This is a genomic window from Mucilaginibacter sp. P19 (assembly GCF_050632265.1).
Taxonomy (GTDB): Bacteria; Bacteroidota; Bacteroidia; order Sphingobacteriales; family Sphingobacteriaceae; genus Mucilaginibacter; species Mucilaginibacter gossypii.
The window spans coordinates 551,562-575,896 of sequence record NZ_CP192586.1; the positions used below are offsets into that span (position 1 = coordinate 551,562).

Genomic DNA, 24,335 nt, shown 5'->3' on the forward strand with positions numbered 1-24,335 from the left:
ATTGGAGTTTACAGTTTGCTGACTTTTTAAAACTTAATGTTGTTTTAACAACTACTTTTTAAAAAATTTATTTTGGCGAATGATTAAACCTTCGGTATTAAAAATAAGTCTAACGGAAGTGTGCCAAATAAATGATGGTTTTATAGGTAATTATACCGATTAATAGTAAAGTAGGGCGCGAAAAAAAATTTTATTTGTTATTTTACCAATAATTTATTTTATTTGAGCAAACAAATCTTTAACCCCTAAGGAGCACGCTATAGAATATACTTTACTTTAAAAGGTTTTAACTAAGAATTAAGTTTTAAGTAGTACTTTCTATGGATTTTCAATTGAAGAGTGATCAGGATCTAATCCATCTATATGTAGCCGGCGACGAGAGCCGGTTTAGTAGAATTGATAAGGCGTTACCAATCAAAAATATATACTTCTATTTACTTGCTGGTAAAAGACGAATACCTTGCCGAAGATATTTTTCAGGATGCATTTATAAAGGTGATTAACACCCTTAAAGCCGGTAAATATAACGAAGAGGGTAAATTTTTGCCGTGGGTAACACGTATTGCACATAACCTGGTGATTGACCATTTTCGCCGTGAAAAACGTGCGCCTATGATCAGCAATGGCGATGATTTCGACATTTTTGAAGTGCTTGGTAATTATGACGAAAGTACCGAGGACAAGATGGTTAGGGATCAAACCCATAAAGATCTTAAAGCACTGATCCAACTGCTTCCATCCGAACAAAAGGAGGTGCTCATTATGCGCCACTTTGGGGATATGAGTTTTAAAGAGATTGCCGATATTACCGATGTTAGCATCAATACCGCCCTTGGCCGTATGCGCTATGCCCTTAATAACCTCCGCAAAATGATGCAGAGCAAAGAGCTCAGCCTGAAAAATTAGTTTTTCGGTATAAGAGATTAGATATAAAGGTTAGGATATTATTGTTTAGGTTAAACCGGATAATAATATTCTAACCTTATTTTTTGTCTAAAATTCTGTTATTGTTTCATTAGTTGCTGATATAAAGTTATTTACTGTTGCAATAACGTAATTCATAGCTTCCGGTAGCTAATTTTGTTAAATAAAAATTTCATTTAATTTTCATTTAACAAAATATTATCTTTAAGCCACCGTTATAAACCATATAAAAATTATAGTAAAATAAGCTTATGGATGAAACCTTTACAAAAACGTTAAATGCATTAGCTAACGAAGCTGAAATGAACAGGAATGTACAAGAAAATCTGGACGCCGACGAAGTGATTTTTTACAATTCAATTCGTGCTGATTTGGACCTGCTGATCAGGAAACCCAAAGTGCAAACTATACACCAGATCCTGGATTATTCAAAAAGCTTACGTTAGTATTTATTGCGGATTCCCCCACTGGTTCATAGATCATAATTGTTGAAAAGGTTACCGATGCGAATCGAAAACCAAAACCCAATAAGTGATTTATGAACCTTTCTATTTTAAGATGGTTCAGTAGTTCACTGGTTTATTCGTTCATTGGTGAAAAGTTTGATAGTTTTGGAAAGTGGTTTATAAGGATGTATTTGCCATAAGCAAAGCACCAATAAACTAATGAACGAATGAACCAGTGAACTAATGTTAAAAGCCGAACGCTATCGCCATTTTGTTGATTATTTTTCTAAAAACCAGCCTAACCCGGTTACTGAGCTGCACTATAATAACCCATTCCAATTATTGGTGGCCGTTATACTTTCGGCACAGTGTACTGATAAACGGATTAACCAGGTAACGCCGGCACTGTTTGAGCGTTTTCCTACTCCGCAAGATCTGGCTGCCGCAACATCCGACGAAGTTTTTGCATACATCCGGTCAGTAAGTTATCCTAATAATAAAGCCAAACATTTGGTAGGCATGGGCAAAATGCTGATGGAAGTTTTTAATGGCGAAATACCTTCGGGGATCGAAAATCTGCAAAAATTACCAGGTGTAGGCCGTAAAACTGCCAATGTGATCGCTTCGGTTATTTTTGAAGAACCGGCCATGGCTGTTGATACACATGTTTTTAGGGTGGCCAACCGCATTGGCTTAACTAATAATGCCCGTACCCCGTTGGCGGTTGAAAAACAGTTGGTCCAAAATATTCCTAAAGAATATATAGGTGTTGCACATCACTGGCTTATATTGCATGGCCGGTATATTTGTTTGGCGCGCAGCCCTAAATGCGATATTTGTCCGCTTACGTGGTTTTGTCGCTATTATGAGCGCAATAATACAGAAGCCGCGCTGCAAAGGCTTGAAGCTGCAAAACTTAAGAAGGCCAAAGAAGCTAAAAAGAAAAAGGCCCTTAATATTATAGATAAGGAGTTGAGGAAGAGAAGTGTGGATAATTAGTTGAGTAAGTGGATAGATGACTTAGTGAGTAGTTATTATATTTACTTAATACATTCCAATCAACCAGTCGCAAAAAAATAAATTACTAAAAAAATTAGTAATTTTAAAAAATGTAATTATATTTGTTGAAGAAATTAATACGATGGCTAACATAGATAAAAATAGCGCTGATAAATTGAAGGCATTACAGCTTACATTAGATAAGCTGGAAAAATCATACGGTAAAGGTACCATCATGAAATTGGGCGAATCCGTAGTTGAACAAACTGAAGTTATATCAACCGGCTCATTAGGGCTTGATATTGCTTTGGGAGTTAACGGTTTGCCTAAAGGAAGGATCATTGAGATCTACGGGCCTGAATCGTCAGGTAAAACAACTTTGGCTATCCATGCCATTGCCGAATCGCAAAAGAACGGTGGAATTGCAGCCTTTATTGATGCGGAGCACGCTTTCGATCGTTTTTATGCCAAGAAATTAGGCGTGGATGTTGAAAACCTGCTGATCTCCCAGCCTGATAATGGTGAACAGGCACTGGAAATTGCCGATAACCTAATCCGTTCGGGCGCTATTGATATTTTGGTTATCGACTCTGTTGCAGCGTTGGTTCCTAAAGCCGAGATAGAAGGCGAAATGGGCGATTCAAAAATGGGCCTGCATGCACGTTTAATGTCCCAGGCATTACGTAAGCTAACCGGCACTATCAGCAAAACAGGATGCTGCTGTATCTTTATTAACCAGCTGCGCGATAAGATCGGTGTTATGTTTGGCAACCCTGAAACCACTACTGGTGGTAATGCATTGAAATTTTATGCTTCGGTACGTTTGGATGTACGCCGTATTTCCCAAATTAAAGACACTGATGAGGTTTCCGGTAACCGCGTAAAGGTTAAGATCGTTAAGAATAAAGTTGCCCCTCCGTTCCGTGTAGCCGAGTTTGATATCATGTTTGGCGAAGGTATTTCAAAGGCCGGTGAGATCATTGACCTGGGTGTTGAATACAACATTATTAAAAAAGCAGGGTCATGGTTTAGCTATGGCGAAACCCGTTTAGGCCAGGGGCGTGATGCTGTTAAACAACTGATCCTTGATAACCCTGAGCTACAGGAAGAATTGGAAAATAAGATCAAAGAAACAGTAACCGGCGAAAGCATGGAAGAAGTATAATTGGGATTATACTGATCTTTAAAGTGATTTAATGAATATATAAGAAGGCCTCCTGTAAGGGGGCTTTTTTTGTAAAATTGCCGCGGGTTTGGCGTAGTGTAACCCGCGGCAGTACTATGTTAGCAATTGTTCCTGTTTTTCCGCAAAAAGAATATCTTTATCACCGCATAAACCGGAAAAAGCTATGGGATCATCAAAAGAGATTGTTACAAATATGTTTGCTTCAGGTGGTATTACCGTGAATGGCAATAACCCATGGGATTTACAGGTACGCAATCCTAAATTGTATGATCGTGTGCTGGCAGGAGGGTCTTTAGGTTTTGGGGAAGCCTACATGGAAGGTTGGTGGGATTGTGAAGCGCTTGACGAATTTTTTCGCGTCCAGTATCACCGGGTTGATAAAATGATCCCGCGCGACTTAAATACGCTTAAATACTTTCTCAAGGCAAAATTTAGTAATCAGCAAACCAAATCAAAGGCAAAAGAAGTTGCACACAAGCATTATGATATTGGCAACGACCTGTTTGAGTTGATGCTTGATAAGCGGATGATATACTCCTGTGCCTATTGGGAAACTGCACAAACATTGGATGAGGCCCAGGAAGCTAAGCTTGATCTGATTTGTCGTAAGTTAAAATTGGAACCAGGCATGAGCTTACTTGATATAGGCTGCGGATGGGGCGGCCTCCTTCAATATGCGGCCGAAAAGTATGGCGTAAAAGGGATAGGCGTAACCCTTTCAGAAGAGCAGGCCATTATTGCAAAGGAGATTAACAAAGGTTTGCCTGTGGAGATCAGGGTGCAGGATTATCGCGATGTACATGAAAAATTCGACAGGATAGTTTCTGTGGGGATGCTTGAACATGTTGGCTACCGTAATTATCGCATCTTTATGGAAAGGGTGAACGAAAATTTAGCAGATGACGGTATTTGCCTTCTTCATACCATAGGCGGTAATTACTCAACTAAAGTTACCGATCCCTGGATTGCAAAATACATATTTCCGAATGGTATGCTGCCATCTGCAGCACAACTCTCAACAGCATGGCAGGGCTTATTTATTTTGGAAGATTGGCATAACTTCGGCGTATATTACGACCGAACCTGTATGGAGTGGCGTAAAAAATTTGAGCAAAGCTGGCCGCAGCTTAACGTTAAATATGGTGATACCTTTTACCGCATGTGGCGCTACTATCTTAGTGCCAGCGCTGCATCCTTCCGCTCAAGAAAAAACCATTTATGGCATATTGTTTTAACCAAACCAAAGCATCTGGGATTGTACAAATCAATAAGATAAGCCCCTTCTTTTCATTAATCAAATAAATGACGTAAAAGTACGTATTCAATAAACGTGTTTTTACTTAATTGAAAATCAAGTATTTGGATTTACTTTATTGTATTTTAGGAATTTCCCAAATACTTACAATATGTTGCCATCACGTTTGAACAGGCCCCTGTATTTTTATAGGAAGCTTATCCCTGCTGTTTTAATCTCATTAATGCTGTGCAGTTGTTACACGGCCCGTGTCGAAACAAAGGCGCAGGCTGGGTCAGAGGTATCGCACCAGAATGTAAACTTCTTTTTTGGGGAGCTATCCAAAGCCCCAAGCGAATCGTTACTCCTATATGTGATTCCCTTGGCTCCAATGGTATGGCCGAAGTTACGGTGAAGAATAATTTCGGTTATTCCTTGCTTACTGTTGTAACCTTAGGTATCTGGAGCCCTGCAAGGGTAGAGTGGAAATGCGGTAAACCTTGCGCCAAAGATGGCGTAATCAAATAAGCGGCTATGAAAGTTATTAAAACAGGAGTCAGCAGTTGGGAAAACCGGCACGAAACTTTTACCGAGCAAATTAAAGATCTGTATGAATTAGGCAACGAAGACAATCTTGATGCCCTTGAAGGTTATAATGACGCTACCAAAGGGCTTCAAAACCTGATTAAAGAAGCTATTGAGACCGGTACCCCATTACGATCATTGGGCGCTGGCTGGTCGTGGACAAAAATAGCAACGGTTAAAGATGGTGTAATGCTGGATACAAAACCCCTTAACACCAGGTTTACTATTGCCGATACAGCCGTAAACCCTGCTTACACTGGCAACAAAGACCACCTGCTTTTTGCACAAAGTGGCAACGGTATTTGGGAACTCGGCGCATTTTTGAAAAACAGGGGCCTGTCACTCAAAACTTCCGGTGCCAGCAACGGGCAAACTATAGCTGGTGCAGTGAGTACAGGAACTCATGGCTCGGCGTTTGATTTTGGTGCCACACCAGATTTTGTAGTAGGGCTCCATATTGTGGTAAGTCCCGACAGGCACATTTGGTTGGAAAGAGCCTCCGCTCCCATTGTAGCGCAACGGTTTATGGATCTGCTGCAAACCGAGCTGGTACAGGATGATGAACTTTTCAATGCCGCATTGGTAAGTTTTGGGAGCTTCGGTATTATCCACGGCGTACTAATGGAAACAGAACCCCTGTTTTTGTTAGAAACTTATGTGCAACGGTTACCTTATGATGCCGAACTGCAGGGTATGATGGCAACACTTGATTTTAGCGATACCGATAAGCTGCCATGCGGTAACGAGCGCCCTTTCCATTTTTCGGTACTGCTTAATCCGTACGATCTGGATAAAGGGGCATTTGTAACCACTATGTATAAGCGCCCGTATCGTACCAACTATCAGCCCCCGGTTGATAACGCGGCGGGGATCGGCCCGGGAGATGATGCTGCCAGTTTTATAGGTACTATTACTGATGCTGTGCCCGCTTTAGTTCCGGTTGTAGTTACCAAGGTGTTAAATATCAGCATGACAACTAATACTGATCCTCATTTTGGTACGCTGGGCGAAATTTTTAGCAATACTACGTTAAGAGGAAAACTATTGAGCTCTGCCATCGGTTTCCCGGCAGAACTTTCGCCAAGGGTTGCCGATTTGATGTTGAAGATCAATAAAGATATCGGCCCTTTCAGCGGTGTATTTTCATTTAGGTTTGTTAAGCAAACCAAAGCCACATTGGGCTTTACCCGGTTTGAACATACCTGCATTATGGAGTTGGATGCACCACTATCAGACAAAGCTTATAACTTTTATACCCAGGTATGGCTGATGCTTGAGCATGAAAATATCCCCTTTACATTTCATTGGGGCAAGGCCAACGAAATTACCCCACAACGCATCCAAAGAATGTACGGCGATGCAGCTACCCGGTGGGTCAACGCCCGGAAAACCCTGCTCAATGCCGACTGCCAGAAAGTTTTTACCAATCAAATTACGCAGCAATGGGGGCTGGCCTGAAATATATTAACCGGAGAAACTATACAGCGTGGCTTAAAATCATAGTAAGTGGTCTGCTCTTTTTCTGTTCAGGCTTCTTGCAATCTAAAGCTCAAACCACTACACAGATCATCAATGAGATAAAGGCGATAAACAGCAAAGTGACTAACTATTCTAACAGCACAGGCCATGGGATGCTGATCTCTAATAAAAGCATGAATATCTTCCTGTCCAATAAGGTGAGCTCCTACCTCTCCGGTAATGAAGACCTTTCGTTGTATAAAAATTATGTTAATATCAACGCTGCGGAAGGGATGATCAGCATCAATCATAATTTTCACCAACCGGTTGATAGTGATGATTGGGTAAGGTCATTTGTAGTAGCAGGGGCGAGGGTAAATATAGCAAACGCGTATTCGGCAAAAAGTGCTAACAGGTATTATGATAATCAATTGGGTTTTACCATTCAAAAAACTTGGATGGGAAAGCCGAAAACTTATTACGCAGCCAATGGTGATTTTAAAAAGGAGATGGATGCAGCCCGGGCATTGATGGTAAATACAATCGCTCAAAGTATCAACAAAAAGGCCGAAGAGTTTGAGCAATCTCTTAACGCTTTGAAACAGGAGGAGGCGCCGGGACAAAATCTCAATGAGGTGAAAAGCAAACTTCGGGAAACCTTTTATGCTTCGCTCCGGGGAGATTATTTGCAACGGTTTTCCGAACAGCAATCAGAACTACTGGTAAATACAGGTAATTATGACCTGGTAACCGATAACTGGACAAGTCTGGGCGTTTATATCCCGGTTATCCCACAAAAATTTATGGTAAGCAATGATGTGAATGCACAGGTTAACAAACATTATAACTACCCGCTCGAATTATTTGTAAGTCATACTCGTTTCTGGGAAAGCCCTAAATTGGGCCGGTTCTTTTTAACCTTTGCCGGTAAAGGCTTTGTGAATAATACGGTACAAAGCGGTTCCTTATTTAGTGCTGATGTAACGGGAGCACAGGGAACAGATGGGATCAACACCGTCACCATAAATAAAGGTGACCGGTACATAGGCCAATATAAAAACTTTATAACACCCGTTGCGGCAGGTAAGTTAGTGTATATCCCCGGAACCTCGCATGTTGGCATTAGTTTCCGGATTGAAAAAATTTGGGGACTTATAAAGCGCTCAACTCTATCATCGGCATCCCAATTGTTCTTATTGATAAAAAGGGAGTCACAGCCATAAATTTTGAAGCACAACTTTTGCTTCAGGACATCAATAATTCCTTAAAGAATACCCGACTGCCTTACAATAAAACAGCAATCGGGCTAACGGTAGGGATCCCGTTTAGTAAGATTGTATACTAAACAAGCTTACTCATCTCCTCCAAAACCGCTCTTTTCAAAGCCATGATATAACCGGTATGCAAACCATCATGAAATGGCAAAAAACGGATTGCTTCTTCTATATTGCTCAAGGTAACACCATAACGGGTGGTCATCGGTTGATAGTTTGAGAAAATACCTGTCTGGTAATCTTCCTCCATTTTATCAATAGTTGAAATAAGCAGCTCTTTAACCTCAGCAATATCATCGGCATTAATAAAACTTTGCGGCTTTGTTTCGGGACGGTAGGGGGTATAGTACTTGTCATCAACCACAATAGGTACGCCTGCACGTGTATAGCAAATACCTTGTTGTCCGGAAATCATATGCGCCAGGTTCCAGATCAGGTTGTTATTAAACCCTGCGGGGATGTGGTTAAGTTGTTCGGGGCTAAGATCTTTAACAACGTTTAACAGCATCAGGCGCGGTTTTTTGATAACCTCAAATTCTTGTTTCATTTTATATTGGATGGGTTAAGGCTTTCCAGCTGCGCTAAATTATGAAGATTGTGGTATGTTTTTCGTCAAATTATCACATCGCCGCTGCCAACGTTTTATGGCTTATATCTTTTATCATACCTTTGCCCATTCATTTACTCATCCATTTTAATGCAGGATACCTCTTTAAATAGCGCGCCGGTAAAATATAACAAGCCAATAATTTATTTTTTACTGTTGTGGGCTTTGCTAAATGCCGTACAGGCATTTACCCTGGAGATCCATGCGGATGAGGCCTACTACTGGGTTTACTCGCGTTTTTTAGACTGGGGATATTATGACCATCCGCCTATGGTGGCCGTTTTCATTAAAGCAGGTTACAGTCTCATACATAATGAATTTGGGGTGAGGCTCTTTACAGTGATGAGCACCACCGCATCTTTATACCTGATGTGGCTGATGCTAAAGCGCTATAGGGTTGATGCCATCAACTTTATACTGGTGGTTTCGGGCATCTTTGTATTCCATATTTATGGTTTTACCACCACACCTGATGCCCCTTTGCTGTTTTTCACGGTGCTGTTCCTGTATTTTTATCAGCAATATATTGAAGAGGACAGCTTAAAACTTGCCATTATATTGGGCGTGGTGATAGCCTGCCTGCTATATAGTAAGTACCATGGCATTTTGTTGGTTGCTTTCACGCTTGTATCTAATATAAAATTGCTTAAGCGAGGGTCTTTTTACGGAATTGTGCTGCTGGCGCTTGCTTTGTATGCACCGCATATCCTGTGGCAGGTAAACCACGATTATCCTTCAATAAGCTATCACCTTAGCGAGCGTTCGGCCGATGACTACCAGTTGGATAATACCTATTTATATCCATTGGGGCAGTTGATAATGGCCGGGCCGCTGATTGGCTGGTTCCTTTTTTATAAAGGATTTACAACCAAAATACAAGATGTTTTCACCCGCACCCTGCTCGTAAACAGCGCGGGCATTTTAGCATTCTTTTTTCTCACCTCCTTTAAAGGTGAAGTACAGCTCCATTGGACACTGATTGCTTATGTGCCGTTGAGCATGCTGGTGCTCATCAGTTTTGCCAGGCCGGGAGGCAAACCTACCTGGTTTAACCGTTTGGCTGTTATAAACCTCAGCCTGATTTTGCTTGTTCGTATCTGTATTATCTGGGGGCCTCCGTTGTTGCTAAAGATCGATGCCATGAAAAGCTTTTTCGGCTTTAAGGATTGGGCTCATCAGATCCAGAAAAAGGCAGGCAATAATTATGTGATATTTTATGACGGTTTTCAGGATCCGTCCAAATACAATTTTTATAATAACACCACCCGTGGGCTTGCCTATGATTCACGCCATTATCGCCGTACCCAGTATGATATCTGGCCTATAGAAGACAGCATTCAGCATAAAAAAACTTATTATGTACTGGATGTTTGGTTGCCCGGTGTAACAACCGATTCCATTAACGTATTTGCCGGTAAATGGTATGGCGGTTGGGTCGACGATACGCGCACTTATCAGCGGGTTGAATTTGAAACACTTGCTCCCAAAGAAGCCGTTAGTCCGGGGCAAAAAATAGATTTCGACCTTACGGTTAAAAATCCTTATCCATTCGCCATTGATTTCAGTAATAAAAATCAAAAGCACCCTGTATTTTTTGAAGCCTGTTTCTTTAAAAAGACTGATCAGATCACTAATCAAAAGGCAGATGATTCATTCCATAACATTGCCCTAAAGCCGGGCGAAAGCACTCATTTTAAATTTAACGTAACAGCACCGGAGCAGCCTGGCAGATATCAACTCATTTTTTCATTGCGTACCGAACCATTTTTTGGCGGCCGTAACAGCAAGAGCATCAACATTACAGTAAAATAATAAATCGACTATGTTTAAACGGATATACCTTTTTGTCTTTTTTTCGATCATAACCACCACTGCAGCCCTTGCACAGGGTAGCCTTGATATCCATTTTAATGGCTTGGGTTTTATGGATAACCGGGAGTACAAAGATTTTGTTGCCCGCTCACGCACCTATTCGGGTGTGCGTACCGCGCTTGACCTGGGCTTGAATATCGATAGTGTGAACCACTTTATTGTAGGGGTTAACGGCATTCATGAGTTTGGTGCAAAACCATATTTTTTGAAAGTTAATCCAGTTGCTTATTACAGCTTTACCGGTAAAAACTGGCTGTTCAATGCCGGTGCTTTCCCGCGCGAGGGTTTGCTGGATGATTATCCACGGGCTCTACTGAACGATACTTTGCGCTACTATCGCCCCAATGTTGAGGGTTTGCTTACTCGTTTTCATAATGCCCACTTTACCGAAACTGCCTGGATTGACTGGGTAAGCCGCCAAACCGTTACCGATCGTGAGCAGTTCCTGTTCGGTTTTTCGGGTAAATACCGACCAAGCTTAACCGGGCCCTTTTATGTTTCGCACTATTTTTTGCTGATGCATGATGCAGGGGCTGAGGTGCTTTTACCAAACGACCACATCCAGGATAATGGCGGCGGACAAATAAGATTAGGGCTCGACTTAAGTCATAAAACCATTTTAGATTCGTTATCTATTGAAGCAGGCGGCATGATGTCGTTTGAGCGGGTTAGGGGTGTTGATGGTTTTCATAAACCCGCCGGCTTTGTAGCTAATGCTTATTTAAGCTGGAAACGTTTTGCCCTATTTGACGAATTTTACAAAGGCCAGGGCAGCCATATTATTTACGGCGACGCGTTTTTTGAAAAGAAAACTTATAACCGTTTAGATATTATTTACACGCCGTTTTTATACAAGCGTGTAAAGGGACAGTTTATATTAAGCCTGCACCAAACACCGGGATACAGCAGCAACCAGGAAGCCTTCAGGGTAACGGTTGATCTGGGCCGCCAAACCCTGGTAAGGTTTAAGGATTAGTAAAGCTATGCGTAGAGACGCAGCACATGCGTCTCTACTTTAATAAAACGACAGATCCTGCAAATTTCTGTCGCAAAAAGAGACGCATGTAATGCGTCTCTACAATAAATGTTAACCTTTATAACACACATATATCATCCATGCAATTAAAAAAACAACTATTAATTTTCGCAGTACTACTGCTCGCGGCACCTGCAAGGCTGCTTGCGCAAGACAACCAGTTTTCGGGCTGGGCGGCTATTTTTCACAGCCAAAAATTATCCGAACATTGGGGTTATTCGTTCGACGGACAATTGCGCTCGCATGATGAAGTAAGTTACCTAAAGCATATCCTGCTCCGTCCTTCGGCTAATTATTATTTTGCCAAAAACAAGGTAGGGGCCTTGGGTTATGCCTACATAGCTACCTATGGCCGAACTCCAAGTAACGAAACAACATTTCGCCCGGAGCACCGCATTTGGCAGCAGTACACATATACCCATAAGCTTACCAAACATGTGCAATTGGCACATCGTTTTAGGTTAGAGCAGCGCTTTTTAGGGAACACTGCCGATAATAAAAACGATCGGTATTTTGCCCAGCGTTTCAGGTATTTTGCCCGTGCAGTGATCCCGATGAAACCGGATTCGGATGTATTTACAGAAGGTACTTTCCTCGCCCTGCAAAACGAGGCCTTTGTAAACGTTCAAAATAAGAATAAAGTTAATAAACACTTTTTTGATCAAAACCGTGCTTACGTAGCGGTTGGCTACCGCTTTAGCAAATCATTTGACGCCGAAGCTGGTTATCTTAATCAATACATTAAACAAGCCGATGCCTATGTGGTAAACCATGTAGCACAGCTGGCTTTTTATACAAGGTTTTAATAACTAAGCGATTTCTAAGGCTCCCTCTTGAGAGTAATAGCCCATGAAAAGGCAGGAATAATTTGTATATTTATGATAATGAATATCATAGAGACGATTAAGCGTTTTCCAGATCAGTCCAGTTGCATAGACTATCTTGAAGGATTAAGATGGCAAGGATTGCCAGAATGCCCGTATTGCAACAGCAAACGGAGCAGCAAGCGCCAGGAAAGCCAACGGCATATTTGCAATAGCTGTAACCGCAGCTATAGCGTTTTGGTCGGCACTGTTTTCGAGGGCACCAAACTTCCTTTGCCGCAATGGTTTTTGGCTATTTCATTAATGCTGAATGCGAAAAAGGGGTTATCTGCACGTCAGTTAAGCAGGGATCTGGGATGCAATCGTAAGACAGGCTGGTATTTGCAGATGCGGATACGGGAAGCCATGCGGGACGGCGGGGATGGCGGTTTGTTTAAGGGTATTGTTGAGGTAGATGAGACTTATTTAGGTGGTAAAAAAGCCAATCACTCAAAGAAAAAGCGGCAGGAAAGGCGCGATAATAATTTGCAGGTCACCGGCATGCAGGATAAACAGCCCGTGATTGGGTTATTGGAGCGGGATGGCCGTCTAAAGCTTCAGGTCATAGATAAGGCACATGGGAAAACGCTCAAACCCATTGTTGAACAATCAGTGAGCACAGATGCTACTATTGTAACGGACGGCTTTGGTGGATATGCCGGTTTAAATAAAATATTCCGTGAACATCAGGTATTAAACAAGGAAAAAGAAGAGTATGCCCGGGGAGAGTATCACACCAATACGATTGAGGGCTTTTGGACATTGTTAAAACGGGGGATATATGGTCAATACCATAAAGTATCGCTCAGACATTTGCAATCATACCTGAATGAGTTCACATTTAAATATAACAATAGAGGCAATAACCAGGTGTTTAACTTTTTAATTAACAAAATGGCTACTGCCTCTTGATGGGCTATTACTCTCTTGAGAGGGGGTGCGGAGGAATGAGCGGTAGCAGGGGGGCTGCTGTAGACTTATCAAAGCAGAAACACACCCCTTCGCCCCTCTCAAGAGGGGAATCGCGCAATCCCCAGCTTTTTAGAATCTTACTTCCAAACAAAAACCCTTGCCAATATCACTGGCAAGGGTTTTTTGTTTGGAGATTATATCGAGTTAAAATGATTACTTCTTCGCCTGTGCTATTAGCTCATTATTTAACCGTACGTACTCATCTGTTTTCATATCGGCAGCCATTTTTGCACCTTCCTGGGCTGTAGCTATTGCTGCGGCTTTATCACCTTTTTTCAATAAGATCCGAGCTTTCCATAGTTTAGGCACAAATGGCGGAAAGTTTTTGTCTTTTTCCAGTTCGGTTGCCCAGGCTAAGGCCTTGTCCATATCTTTATTATTGTTATAGTAATAGATCAAAGCTTCATAGTATGGCTTTTTATCTGTATTCATGGCCGAGTCGATCTTGGCCATTACCTTGACATCGATATCGGTGGTCATGTGAATTGTGAAGCCACTGTGCTCCCACATCATCTGTAAATCGCAGGTGGTTGCTGCAACATTGCTGAATGCGAGGGTCATGGTTTCTGTTAAAGCCTTAAGGTGTTCTGTTTTTACTTTGAAACGCAAAAAATCATCAGCTTCCTTATAGTTATAGGCGCCCCATTGCTTTGGTTGTTTGCTGAGGATGATGGTCCACTCGTTTTCGCCGGGGATGCTGAACAGCCCATACTCGCCCGCCGGGATATTGTTGCCTTCCATGCTTACCTCATCGGTAAATTTAATTACCGTGGCCGAATTGGCCCCCGTGCGCCAAACTTTTCCGTAAGGTTCCATACCTCCAAATATTTTACGGCCTCTTACATCCGGACGGGAGTAAACAAGACTGATTTTTCCGAGGCCAAAATCCTGCACAATACTTTGCGTTGAACTGGGTTGCGGCGTTAACTGCGCATAAACATTTACCGCAGTGAAGATCATCGTGGTGATGATACAGGTAAATAACTTTTTCATGATTTACGGTTTTAATGGTGGTGGAATATAAAACGCTGTGTTAGAATTGGTGTGCTACTTTTTATCTGCGGTAAATGTACCCGCGTCAACGTCCTTTAAAAAAGTGATGAGGTTTTTGAAATAATTTTGCTGATCATCATACATGCTCATGTGGCTGCCGTTGGGGCATAAATAGGTGCGGCTGTTGGGTAATAAACGGCCTTCCTTTTTCATGTCTTCGGGGTTCATTTCATCGTGTACGCCGCCTAAAACAAGGGTAGGCGTTTTTATATTCTGCAGTTTGTCCCAAAATTCCCATCCTTTAAAATTGCCGGTTACGTGAAACTCGTCAACACCCTGCATTTGTATGTATATGGTATGATTCGCTTTTTTGAAGGCACGCCATAAAGGTTCGGGCCAATTCTCTAATGGAAGCCTGCAGATCACCTGGGTATATAGCTTATTCATCAGCAAGTCGTTGTATTGAGGCGAGTCGTATTGTTTAAGCCTGTCTAATGAATCAAATACAGTGATATCACGCGGCGTAAAAAACTTCTTCTTCAACTCAGCGGCATAGGCAACATAGCCTTTAATGCCGGCTGTCATGTTTGATAATACCGCCCCTTTAACGTGCGACTGGTATTTGTGCAGGTATTCCATAGCCAGCATACCGCCCCATGAATGTCCGAGTATGTAAAAATTATCAAGCCCTAAGCCCTTGCGCACTTCTTCAACCTCTTCAACATAACGTGGAATGTTCCATAATGAGGTATCGGCAGGCGCATCCGAATTACCACAGCCAAGCTGATCATAATAATAAAACTCAATGCCCTCCTTCGGCAAAAAATCCTCAAAGCATTCCATATAGTCATGTGAAAAACCCGGACCGCCATGCAGCAGTAACACTTTTATTTTACCGTCGCCAACTTTTTCTCGTCCATACGTTATATTTACCGGCAACTTTAATGAGCTTATTCCCGCCGGTTTTTATTGCGTAAGGAGTGTTTGATGATTCAGTTGCGGTATCTGCCGCTGGTTTTGACGGATTATTGCATGCGCAAAAGCAGGCAGCAATCAGGATGAAGAATGGTTTTTTCATGTTAGCGATAGGAATGGTGGAGGTGATTATTAGATAAAGATAATAAGAAGCTAACTAAATTAGCTTCATTGGATATACAAAAAAAGCGTCATTGCCTTGTTAAAGGCAATGACGCTTTTTTTGAGTATTTATAGTGTATCACACCAAATACTCAAACAGAGTTTGATCTTTATTAAGTTCAATAACATTGAAACGGTGCGCATGCATGCGTTGCAGCAAAGCCGGATAGTCTTCTGCATTTTTTAGCTCGATACCAACCAGTGCAGGGCCGTTTTCTTTTTCATTCTTTTTAATGAATTCGAAACGGGTAATATCATCACCGGGACCTAATACACTGTTCACAAACAGTTTCAATGCCCCCGGACGCTGCGGGAAACGAACAATGAAGTAATGTTTCAGGCCTTCGTACAGTAATGATTTTTCTTTGATCTCCTGCATACGGGCAATATCGTTATTACCACCGCTGATGATACAAACTACCTTTTTGCCTTTGATCTGCTCTTTACAGGCATCAAGTGCGGCTACTGATAACGCTCCTGCGGGTTCAACCACAATAGCATCTTCGTTGTAAAGTTTCAGTATGGTGGTACAAATTTTACCTTCAGGTACCAGCAGCATATCATCCAGGATATCTTTGCAGATATCATAAGTTAATGCGCCAACGCGTTTAACAGCGGCGCCATCAACAAAGCGGTCTATTTCATCTAATGTAATGGGTTTACCATGGTTTATGGCGCCCAGCATTGATGGGGCACCTTCAGGCTCAACGCCTATCAGATGGATGTTTGGAACATTGTTTTTAAGATAAGTACCTGTTCCAGATGCAAAGCCACCACCGCCGATAGGCATAATCGCTACTTCAATATCCGGAAGGTCCTGTAGTATTTCAACGCCTACGGTTCCCTGGCCTTCAATAACGCGGTAGTCATCGAAAGGAGGGATGAAGGTCATCTGGTTTTTTTCGGTGTAGGCGAGGGCCTCAGCCAAGCAATCGTCAAACGTATCACCGGTAAGAACAATCTCTATATTGCCGTTCCCAAACATGGCGGTTTGTTTAACTTTTTGTTTGGGGGTAATTTCGGGCATAAAAATTACGCCTTTGATATTCCTTTTATTGCACGAAAAGGCTACGCCTTGGGCATGGTTGCCCGCGCTGGCGCAAACCACACCGCGGATCAACTCATCATCATTTAACTGACTGATCATGTTGTATGCGCCGCGCAACTTATATGAGCGAACAACCTGCAGGTCTTCGCGTTTTAAATAAACCTCACACTCGTATTTTGCCGAAAGACCGGCGTTATATTGCAGCGGGGTACGTTTCACAACGTCTTTTATCCGCTGGTATGCCGCTTCGAAATTAAGCTGGCTTTTTGTATCAGTTTCCATTGTTAATTTTTTACCAGTCGGTGCGCCATAAGGCTTTGCAAATCCTGGTCATTTATGTCAAGCTTGCTATCGGCAAGCGTTAAAAAGTTATTGTAAACAAAAGCAAGTTCTTCCTTATCCAGCGTATATCCTAAACGCTCCAGATGGAATTTCAGAGCATGCCTGCCGCTGCGCGCGGTTAGCACTATTGTGGCGCTCGGAAAGCCTACATCTTCAGGGCGAATGATTTCATAGTTTTCGCGCATTTTCAGGAAGCCGTCCTGGTGAATACCCGAGCTGTGCGCAAAGGCATTTGCACCTACAATAGCTTTATTAGGCTGTACCGGCATCCGCATTTGTGTGCGGATCATCTGGCTCAATTCATAGAATCGTTTAGAGTCAATATTGGTATGTAGGCCCAGGGTGTGATGCGTTTTGAGGATCATCACCACTTCTTCGATAGAAGTATTACCGGCACGTTCGCCGATACCGTTGATGGTACCCTCAATTTGGCGCGCGCCATTTTGCAAACCAGCTATTGAGTTGGCTGTAGCCAAACCAAGGTCGTTATGGCAATGTACAGAGATGATAGCTTTATCAATGTTTTTAACGTTCTCTTTCAAAAACTTGATTTTGCTGCCGTATTGATCTGGCAGGCAGTAACCATTTGTATCTGGAATATTTACTACTGTAGCACCGGCGGCGATAACAGCTTCAACCATTTGGGCCAGGTAAACCACATCGGCCCTGCCGGCATCTTCGGCGTAAAACTCAATGTCCTCGACAGATTTTTTGGCATATTTAACGGCTTCAACAGCGCGCTCCAAAATCTCTTCGCGGGTGCTGTTGAATTTATGTTTGATATGCATGTCAGACGAGACCGATACCGGTATGGATGCGCGGACGTTTGGCATATTGCAGAGATGCTACAGCAGCGTCAATATCACCTTTGTTGGCACGCGTAAGCGCACAAACGGTAGGTTCTTTAACAGCTTTTGAAATTTCAACAACGCTTTGGAAGTCGCCCGGGCTTGAAACCGGGAAACCTGCTTCAATAATATCCACGCCCAGTAGTTCCAGTTCCTTAGCTATCTCAATCTTTTCGGGGGTTGTTAACTGGCAACCCGGTACCTGCTCGCCATCGCGGAGCGTGGTATCAAAAACATAAACGCGGTTGGGATCGTGTAACATATCTTTTTTAGATTTGAGATGTTAGATATGAGATTTGAGACTCATGCCTAATCATCTATATTGTTATTTTTTGTTTCTTTTATTTTTTGTTAGAGGTATAATTTGAGATATAAAGAAATCTCATATCTCACGTCTCATATCTCTTTGAAGAAGCGAGTATTCAAGTTAGAGAAAAAAATCTCATATCTCAAATCTCACGTCTCATATCTATTTTTTAATGGCAATAAATCTTAACCTTTTATAATCGGCATACCATTGGCCGTTATCGTTATAAAAGGGTTCAAGCTTTTTAATGATCTCAGCCAGGATTTGTTCTTTCTCATCCTCGGGAATGCCTTCTAAAAACTGTGCGCCAAACATGGTAATCCATTTGGCTACGCCCTGATCGCCATCCTGCAGCGGGGTTTTACGATCATAATGAATCATGTAGGTAACCCTGAAACCATGCTCTTCCAGTTTGGTAGCATATTCGCCAACCGAAGGGAAATACCATACTTTGGTATCAGCTTTTTCATTGTAACCATGATTATGCAGTACCAGTTTGGTAGCCTCAATCAAACGTTCAACATTGCCCTGTCCGCCCATTTCAGCAACAAACCGGCCTCCTTTTTTAAGGCTGTTGGCTACGCTGTGAATAGCACCGTTGGCATCAAGCACCCAATGCAGGGCGGCGTTCGAAAATATGGCGTCATATTTTTCCGTGGTGTGAAAATCAGCTGCATTCTCTACCGCGAAATCAACATCAGGATAAAGCTGTTTAGCCTGGGCTATCATTTCGGGCGAATAATCGGTGCCTTTTACGATGGCACCTTTATCCTGTATTAGTTTAGTTAAATGGCCTGTGCCGCAACCCAGGTCAAGGATGCGTTCACCAGGTTTCACATCCAAAAACTCAAGCACATCTTCTCCGTATTTAAATACGAAGGCATGCTTTTGGTCGTATAAATCAGCGTTCCATTTCATGTTATTCCTTTTTTGTGATTTCACTGATTAAGGTGATTTCACAGATTTTGTTTTTTTGCCGAGATTACAAGGGGAATGGTGATTCTATCAATACATTGCCTAATCTCCAAGCTCCGGTCTCTAATCTCTACCTACAAATATTCCAGCACTTTTTGGCCCATTGCCGTAGTGCCTAAAATTTTCACTTTATCAGTATTGGCATCAGCAATATCGCCGGTGCGGTAACCGTCTTTCAGAGTTTTATCAATTGCGTCTGTTATCTTTTTAGCTTCATCTTTTAAGCCGAAACTAATTTCAAGCATTAAAGCTACTGATAATATCGATGCCAGTGGGTTTGCTTTATCCTGACCGGCAATATCATGTGCCGAACCGTGGATAGGCTCAAAAATCCCGTACCATCACCTACAGAAGCTGAAGCCAGCATACCCATCGAACCTGCAATTTGCGATGCTTCGTCAGTAAGGATATCACCGAATAAGTTGGCGGTTAATACCACATCAAACTTTTTAGGGTTTTTAACTAATTGCATAGCCGCGTTGTCAATGAACATGTGCTCGGTTTCAACGTCAGGGTATTGTTTGGCAATTTCCTGTACCACCTCGCGCCATAGGCGTGAAGCCTCCAGTACATTTGCTTTATCAACGGAGCATAACCTTTTACCACGTACACGGGCTGCCTCGTATGCTTTAATAGCGATACGCTCAACTTCGTAGCGTGAATAGATCATCAGGTCAGAAGCCGTGTTACGGTCTTCACTGCGTTTTTTCTCACCAAAATAAACGTCGCCGGTCAGCTCGCGGAAGAAAAGGATATCAGTACCTTTCAATATTTCAGGTTTCAGGCTCGATGCATCCAAAAGCTCATCAAACAGCATAATAGGGCGCAGGTTAGCGTATAAACCAAGCTCCTTACGGATTTTTAATAATCCCTGCTCCGGACGCACTTTGGCCGACGGATCATTATCATATTTGATGTGACCGATAGCACCAAACAGGATAGCATCGCTTGCTTTAGCTTTAGCCAGTGTTTCATCAGGCAGTGGATTACCGGTTGCCTCGATACCCGCATGACCCATCAGGGCTTCGTCGAACGTAAATTCGTGGCCAAAATCCTGACCGATTTTTTCTAAAACTGCTTTACCCCAGGTGGTAACCTCCGGGCCTATCCCGTCGCCGGGTATTACTAATATGTGTTTTTTAATTCCCATAACCCTAATCTCTGCCTGAGGCAGCGGTTTTTTGTTTTTATAGATGTTTTATTTTATTCGGGTTTTACGCCGCGTACTTCTTTTAGTTTCATCGCCATTTGCTCGGCTTCATTTTCTACCCAGTTGGTGTACTCATCAATAGCCAGCAGGCGCGATTCATCATCAATATAGCCTTCCTCAACCATTTGCTTTGATTGTGCCACTTTTGCCCAGATGCCTGCTTTGTTTTCAAAGTTGTACTCGCCTTTTTGGTAAACCTCGTCGGCGTTAAATACCTCGATATTGATAAAACCTGCTTCCTGCAAATATTCGGGCAAGTCTTCGGCAATATGGTTATTCATGCCGGCATCGCCTCTCCACCTTAAAAAGGTAGCATAAAAGCGTTGCATGCTTGCCGGTGGCTGCGGTTGCCATTGTAAAGCCTCGTGGTTATAATCCAAAATGGATACCGTACCACCAGGTTTTAACAACGAATACATTTTTTTCAAAGCCTCAACTGGATTGCTCAGCCATTGTAAAACGCGGGCCGATACAATAAGATCGTACTGTTCTTCCGGCTCAAAGCTGAACAGATCGGTATAAATGAGCTCCATATTTTGAACCGAAGCGTAAGTTTCCATACCGCTCTGGATAAAATACTCGGTATTATCAATGCCCGTAACATGACCGCTTTCACCAACCAATGCGGCAATATCCTTAGAGATAGCGCCGGTACCACAACCCACATCCAGCACCTTCAGGCCCGGCCTGAGCAGGGGGCAAGGGTTGCATAATCGTTCGCTAAACTCCGTTCGTCGAATAATTTGGCGGTACCTTTACCTTCTCGCTGAATATGTTTTTGTTGGTTCATTAGTTCATTTGTTTGTCCATAGCCGATGGTCCATAGTCCATAGCCCACTTAGTTTTAATCTATGGTCCATGGACTATAAACTATGGTCTATCTTGCTAACTCAAACTCCTCAATTTTTCCTTTTTGGCTTAAGATATAGTCGATATCATCGTAGCCGTTTATAAGGCAAGCTTTTTTGTAAGGATTGATCTCGAAGCTTTCTTTTTCGCCGGTTGATGAGATGGTGATAGTCTGGCTTTCCAGGTCGATCTCTACTTCAGCTTTGTGATCGGCATAAACGGCATCGAAGATTTTTTCAGAAAATCATCGCTTACCTGTACCGGTAACAAGCCATTATTAAGGGCGTTGCCTTTAAAAATATCAGCAAAAAAGCTGCTCACTACGGCGTCGAAACCATAGTCAGATATAGCCCAGGCAGCATGCTCACGGCTACTGCCGCAACCAAAGTTTTTGCCTGCTACCAATACCTTACCGCTAAAGGTCGGATGATTAAGTACGAAATCAGCTTTAGGGTTATCGTTCTCATCAAAACGCCAATCGCGGAATAAGTTATTGCCAAAACCATCGCGGGTAGTCGCCTTCAAAAACCTTGCAGGAATGATCTGATCGGTATCGATGTTCTCGATAGGCAAAGGCACCACGCTGGTTTGAATGTGTTTAAATATTTTAGTTGCCATAATTGTCTGAACTCGAATTTTTTGAATTAAGGGAATTTTTCGAATCGAAAAAAATCATTAATTCAGATTTGGGATATATTTTTTATTCAATAATCTTTTAAACTCCATGCTTAAGCTTCCGAAGTTTATGAGTAAACCTGTTTGGATGTTATAAGCTTCGAGGTAATTTATGGCCTGAGCTAAATGAACGTTTTCTAACTGTGCAATAGCCTTCAGTTCAACCATTATTTCGCCTTCGACAAAGAAATCCACTCTCCTTGTTCCGATTTGTTCGTTACGATAAAAGATAGGCATCTCCATTTCCCGGACGAATCTCAGACCTTCCAAACCCATTTCTATTTCTAAGGCTCGTTGATAAATTACTTCCTGGAAACCGTTCCCTAAAGTAGAATGCACACGCATGGCACAGCCAATTATTTTGCTCGTACAATCTTTAAACTCTTCAGGTGTCCGTTTTTTATTAATCTCCATTCTGTTAATTCATTCAATTCCTATAAAATTCGAGTTCAGACCAATTCCTCTTCCTTCAGAAATTCCCTTATATCCGTAACCACACCCGTAATTGCACTCGCAGCCGCGGTAAGCGGGCTTGCAAGGAATGTACGGCTGTTTGGCCCTTGTCTTCCTTCAAAGTTGCGATTTGAGGTTGAGACGCAATATTTACCTGCCGGGATTTTATCCTCGTTCATACCAAGGCATGCGCTGCAGCCTGGTTCGCGAAGCGGGAAGCCTGCGGCATCAAATATTTTGTCCAGTCCTTCGGCAATAGCCTGCTGCTGTACTTGTTTTGAGCCGGGAACTACCCATACAGTAACATTATCGGCTTTGTGTTTGCCTTTTACAAACTCGGCAACCTGGCGTAGGTCTTCAATGCGCGAGTTGGTGCAGCTGCCGATGAAGACGTAATCAATTGGTTTGCCCAATAGCGTTTCATCATCGTGCAGACCCATGTAATCAAGGGCTTTTTTATATGATCCCTGCTCTTTGGCTTCAAATGAAGCAGTTTCAGGAACATGTTGTGTAACACCGATGCCCATACCCGGATTTGTTCCGTAAGTGATCATCGGCTCAATATCTTCAGCTTTAAAGGATAATACCTCATCAAAAGATGCATCAGCATCAGAGTATAAAGTTTTCCAGTAGGCAACTGCTTTGTCCCATTCTTCACCTTTAGGAGCAAATTCACGGCCTTTTACGTAGTTGATGGTGGTTTCGTCGGGAGCAATCAGTCCGCAACGTGCACCCATCTCAATACTCATGTTGCAGATGGTCATGCGGCCTTCCATGCTCAACGAGCGGATGGTATCGCCTGCATATTCAACAGCATAACCGGTACCGCCGGCAGCCGAGATCTGCGCAATGATGTAAAGGATAATATCTTTGGCGCCAACGCCTTTTTGTAGTTTTCCGTTCACTTCAATTTTCATGCGTTTTGGGCGCGACTGGAGTAAACATTGGGTAGCCAACACCTGCTCAACCTGCGAAGTACCTATACCAAAGGCAATAGCACCAAAAGCGCCGTGAGTTGAAGTGTGACTATCGCCGCAAACATAAGTACCACCCGGACGGGTGATGCCCAGCTCGGGGCCTATAACGTGAACGATGCCCTGGTACGGGTGGCCTAAGCCATATAGCTCAACACCAAACTCTTTACAGTTTTTGGTGAGCATATCTACCTGGTAGCGTGAAAGTTCTTCTTTAATGGGTAAGTGCTGATCAATGGTTGGAACGTTGTGATCGGCTGTGGCCACAGTTTGTTTTGGCCTGAAAACGGGCAAGCCTCTCTGACGCAAGCCATCAAATGCCTGCGGACTGGTTACCTCGTGAATGAAATGTGTATCGATATACAAAATATCCGGGAACCCCTCGCTGCTGCTGACGACGTGTGCATCCCAGATCTTATCAAATAATGTTTGTCCCATTTTTATTATTTTTCTTTAGTAACGTCATTGCGAGGAACGAAGCAATCCCCGATTAGCAGATCCGATCTGTTAAGTTTGGGATTATTAATAATTATAATTTGTTTTTTATAGGTATTAATGAGCTCCCTACGGTCGGTTGTCTTCGTGCCTCGCAATGACGTGTTGGTGAGTTTGTTTTAAGGCCTTTCGCCTTTTACCTTTCGGCTTTCACCTAATTTATTACGCTTCTACAACCTGGTTTTCAGGGCGTAAGCTGCGTACGGTTTTGCCTGCTTGCCATAATTCGCTTTCGCGTAATTCTTTCAGTTCGGCATCCAGTTTTTCGCGGTAATCTGGCTGGCTGTTTGAATCGATAGAACGTTGTGACTCTTTGCCTGTAGCAACGCTTTCGTAAAGCTCTTCAAATACTGGTTTAGTAGCGTCACGGAATTTTTTCCACCAGTCAAGCGCACCACGTTGAGCAGTAGTTGAACAGTTGGCGTACATCCAGTCCATACCGTTTTCAGCAACAAGCGGCATTAATGATTGGGTAAGCTCTTCAACAGTTTCGTTAAATGCTTCAGATGGAGAGTGACCATGGCTACGCAATACATCGTACTGAGCAGCAAAGATACCCTGAACGCAACCCAT

The 24,335-nt window shown here is 42.6% G+C and carries 24 protein-coding genes and 3 pseudogenes; 12 read left to right on the forward strand and 15 right to left on the reverse strand.

The window, feature by feature from the left end; genetic code table 11:
• Nucleotides 1-320 precede the first annotated feature (320 nt).
• The 8 genes and pseudogenes from ACQ86K_RS02730 (at nt 321) to ACQ86K_RS02765 (ending at nt 8,055) form a co-directional block, all read left to right on the forward strand.
• Nucleotides 321-906, forward strand: a pseudogene (locus tag ACQ86K_RS02730) (RNA polymerase sigma factor).
• A gap of 269 nt (nt 907-1,175) precedes the next feature.
• Nucleotides 1,176-1,370, forward strand: a complete 195-nt coding sequence (locus ACQ86K_RS02735) for a hypothetical protein (RefSeq protein WP_091174692.1) — start codon at nt 1,176-1,178, stop codon at nt 1,368-1,370.
• A gap of 243 nt (nt 1,371-1,613) precedes the next feature.
• Entirely contained in the window at nt 1,614-2,369 is a 756-nt protein-coding gene (nth, locus tag ACQ86K_RS02740) for an endonuclease III (protein ID WP_091174695.1), read from the forward strand.
• 142 nt (nt 2,370-2,511) lie between these two features.
• Nucleotides 2,512-3,534: a recombinase RecA gene (gene recA, locus ACQ86K_RS02745; RefSeq protein WP_090534412.1), complete on the forward strand. Its 1,023-nt coding sequence runs from the start codon at nt 2,512-2,514 to the stop codon at nt 3,532-3,534.
• Nucleotides 3,535-3,718: 184 nt separating this feature from the next.
• Complete coding sequence (gene cfa / locus ACQ86K_RS02750) at nt 3,719-4,831, forward strand: cyclopropane fatty acyl phospholipid synthase (RefSeq protein ID WP_431199763.1); 1,113 nt, start codon at nt 3,719-3,721, stop codon at nt 4,829-4,831.
• Nucleotides 4,832-5,038: 207 nt separating this feature from the next.
• Nucleotides 5,039-5,317 carry a Bor/Iss family lipoprotein gene (locus tag ACQ86K_RS02755; protein WP_431199764.1) on the forward strand — a complete coding sequence of 93 codons (279 nt, stop codon included), beginning with the start codon at nt 5,039-5,041 and terminating at the stop codon, nt 5,315-5,317.
• Between the two features lie 6 nt (nt 5,318-5,323).
• On the forward strand, nt 5,324-6,832 hold the full coding sequence (locus tag ACQ86K_RS02760) for an FAD-binding protein (RefSeq protein ID WP_091174702.1): 1,509 nt from the start codon (nt 5,324-5,326) through the stop codon (nt 6,830-6,832).
• A complete protein-coding gene (locus ACQ86K_RS02765) occupies nt 6,817-8,055 on the forward strand; it encodes a hypothetical protein (protein WP_431199765.1) in 1,239 nt (412 codons plus the stop codon). The genes ACQ86K_RS02760 and ACQ86K_RS02765 overlap by 16 nt, the downstream gene beginning before the upstream one ends.
• Before the next feature lie 118 nt (nt 8,056-8,173).
• On the opposite strand, the gene ACQ86K_RS02770 is transcribed toward ACQ86K_RS02765, so the two are convergent.
• On the reverse strand, nt 8,174-8,653 hold the full coding sequence (locus ACQ86K_RS02770; protein ID WP_091174707.1) for a DinB family protein: 480 nt from the start codon (nt 8,651-8,653) through the stop codon (nt 8,174-8,176).
• A gap of 150 nt (nt 8,654-8,803) precedes the next feature.
• On the opposite strand from ACQ86K_RS02770, the gene ACQ86K_RS02775 reads away from it, so the two are divergent.
• From ACQ86K_RS02775 to ACQ86K_RS02790, 4 genes are all read left to right on the forward strand, one after another.
• The gene (locus tag ACQ86K_RS02775) at nt 8,804-10,525 is read left to right on the forward strand and encodes an ArnT family glycosyltransferase (RefSeq protein WP_091174710.1); all 1,722 of its coding nucleotides are present in this window, start codon (nt 8,804-8,806) and stop codon (nt 10,523-10,525) included.
• Between the two features lie 10 nt (nt 10,526-10,535).
• Entirely contained in the window at nt 10,536-11,561 is a 1,026-nt protein-coding gene (locus ACQ86K_RS02780; protein ID WP_090534425.1) for a hypothetical protein, read from the forward strand.
• Between the two features lie 140 nt (nt 11,562-11,701).
• On the forward strand, nt 11,702-12,427 hold the full coding sequence (locus ACQ86K_RS02785; protein ID WP_091174713.1) for a DUF2490 domain-containing protein: 726 nt from the start codon (nt 11,702-11,704) through the stop codon (nt 12,425-12,427).
• A 78-nt stretch (nt 12,428-12,505) separates the two neighbouring features.
• Nucleotides 12,506-13,396: an IS1595 family transposase gene (locus ACQ86K_RS02790; protein WP_189549506.1), complete on the forward strand. Its 891-nt coding sequence runs from the start codon at nt 12,506-12,508 to the stop codon at nt 13,394-13,396.
• A 213-nt stretch (nt 13,397-13,609) separates the two neighbouring features.
• Here the strand turns inward: ACQ86K_RS02790 and ACQ86K_RS02795 are convergent, their stop codons facing one another.
• The 14 genes and pseudogenes from ACQ86K_RS02795 to ACQ86K_RS02860 form a co-directional block, all read right to left on the reverse strand.
• A complete protein-coding gene (locus tag ACQ86K_RS02795) occupies nt 13,610-14,449 on the reverse strand; it encodes a DUF2911 domain-containing protein (protein WP_091174089.1) in 840 nt (279 codons plus the stop codon).
• Nucleotides 14,450-14,503: 54 nt separating this feature from the next.
• Complete coding sequence (locus tag ACQ86K_RS02800) at nt 14,504-15,388, reverse strand: proline iminopeptidase-family hydrolase (protein ID WP_431199766.1); 885 nt, start codon at nt 15,386-15,388, stop codon at nt 14,504-14,506.
• Complete coding sequence (locus ACQ86K_RS02805) at nt 15,342-15,527, reverse strand: hypothetical protein (RefSeq protein ID WP_431199767.1); 186 nt, start codon at nt 15,525-15,527, stop codon at nt 15,342-15,344. Before ACQ86K_RS02805 ends, ACQ86K_RS02800 begins: the two co-directional genes overlap by 47 nt.
• Nucleotides 15,528-15,665: 138 nt before the next feature.
• Nucleotides 15,666-16,916 (reverse strand): threonine ammonia-lyase IlvA, encoded by a 1,251-nt coding sequence (gene ilvA, locus ACQ86K_RS02810; protein ID WP_091174084.1) that lies wholly within the window; start codon nt 16,914-16,916, stop codon nt 15,666-15,668.
• Nucleotides 16,917-16,918: 2 nt separating this feature from the next.
• A complete protein-coding gene (locus ACQ86K_RS02815) occupies nt 16,919-17,809 on the reverse strand; it encodes a homocitrate synthase/isopropylmalate synthase family protein (RefSeq protein ID WP_431199768.1) in 891 nt (296 codons plus the stop codon).
• Nucleotides 17,766-18,086, reverse strand: coding sequence for a 2-isopropylmalate synthase (locus ACQ86K_RS02820; protein WP_431199769.1), 321 nt, complete (start codon nt 18,084-18,086; stop codon nt 17,766-17,768). Before ACQ86K_RS02820 ends, ACQ86K_RS02815 begins: the two co-directional genes overlap by 44 nt.
• Before the next feature lie 207 nt (nt 18,087-18,293).
• On the reverse strand, nt 18,294-19,049 hold the full coding sequence (locus ACQ86K_RS02825) for a methyltransferase domain-containing protein (protein WP_091174076.1): 756 nt from the start codon (nt 19,047-19,049) through the stop codon (nt 18,294-18,296).
• A 131-nt stretch (nt 19,050-19,180) separates the two neighbouring features.
• Nucleotides 19,181-20,250: pseudogene (gene leuB / locus ACQ86K_RS02830) on the reverse strand (3-isopropylmalate dehydrogenase).
• A 59-nt stretch (nt 20,251-20,309) separates the two neighbouring features.
• On the reverse strand, nt 20,310-20,981 hold the full coding sequence (locus tag ACQ86K_RS02835; RefSeq protein WP_431199770.1) for a methyltransferase domain-containing protein: 672 nt from the start codon (nt 20,979-20,981) through the stop codon (nt 20,310-20,312).
• Between the two features lie 11 nt (nt 20,982-20,992).
• Entirely contained in the window at nt 20,993-21,154 is a 162-nt protein-coding gene (locus ACQ86K_RS02840; RefSeq protein WP_431199771.1) for a hypothetical protein, read from the reverse strand.
• Nucleotides 21,155-21,193: 39 nt separating this feature from the next.
• Nucleotides 21,194-21,783, reverse strand: a pseudogene (gene leuD, locus ACQ86K_RS02845) (3-isopropylmalate dehydratase small subunit).
• A gap of 57 nt (nt 21,784-21,840) precedes the next feature.
• Nucleotides 21,841-22,254, reverse strand: coding sequence for a GxxExxY protein (locus ACQ86K_RS02850; protein WP_091174072.1), 414 nt, complete (start codon nt 22,252-22,254; stop codon nt 21,841-21,843).
• A 35-nt stretch (nt 22,255-22,289) separates the two neighbouring features.
• On the reverse strand, nt 22,290-23,705 hold the full coding sequence (gene leuC, locus ACQ86K_RS02855; RefSeq protein WP_091174069.1) for a 3-isopropylmalate dehydratase large subunit: 1,416 nt from the start codon (nt 23,703-23,705) through the stop codon (nt 22,290-22,292).
• 219 nt (nt 23,706-23,924) lie between these two features.
• Nucleotides 23,925-24,335: a ketol-acid reductoisomerase gene (locus tag ACQ86K_RS02860; RefSeq protein ID WP_431199772.1), complete on the reverse strand. Its 411-nt coding sequence runs from the start codon at nt 24,333-24,335 to the stop codon at nt 23,925-23,927.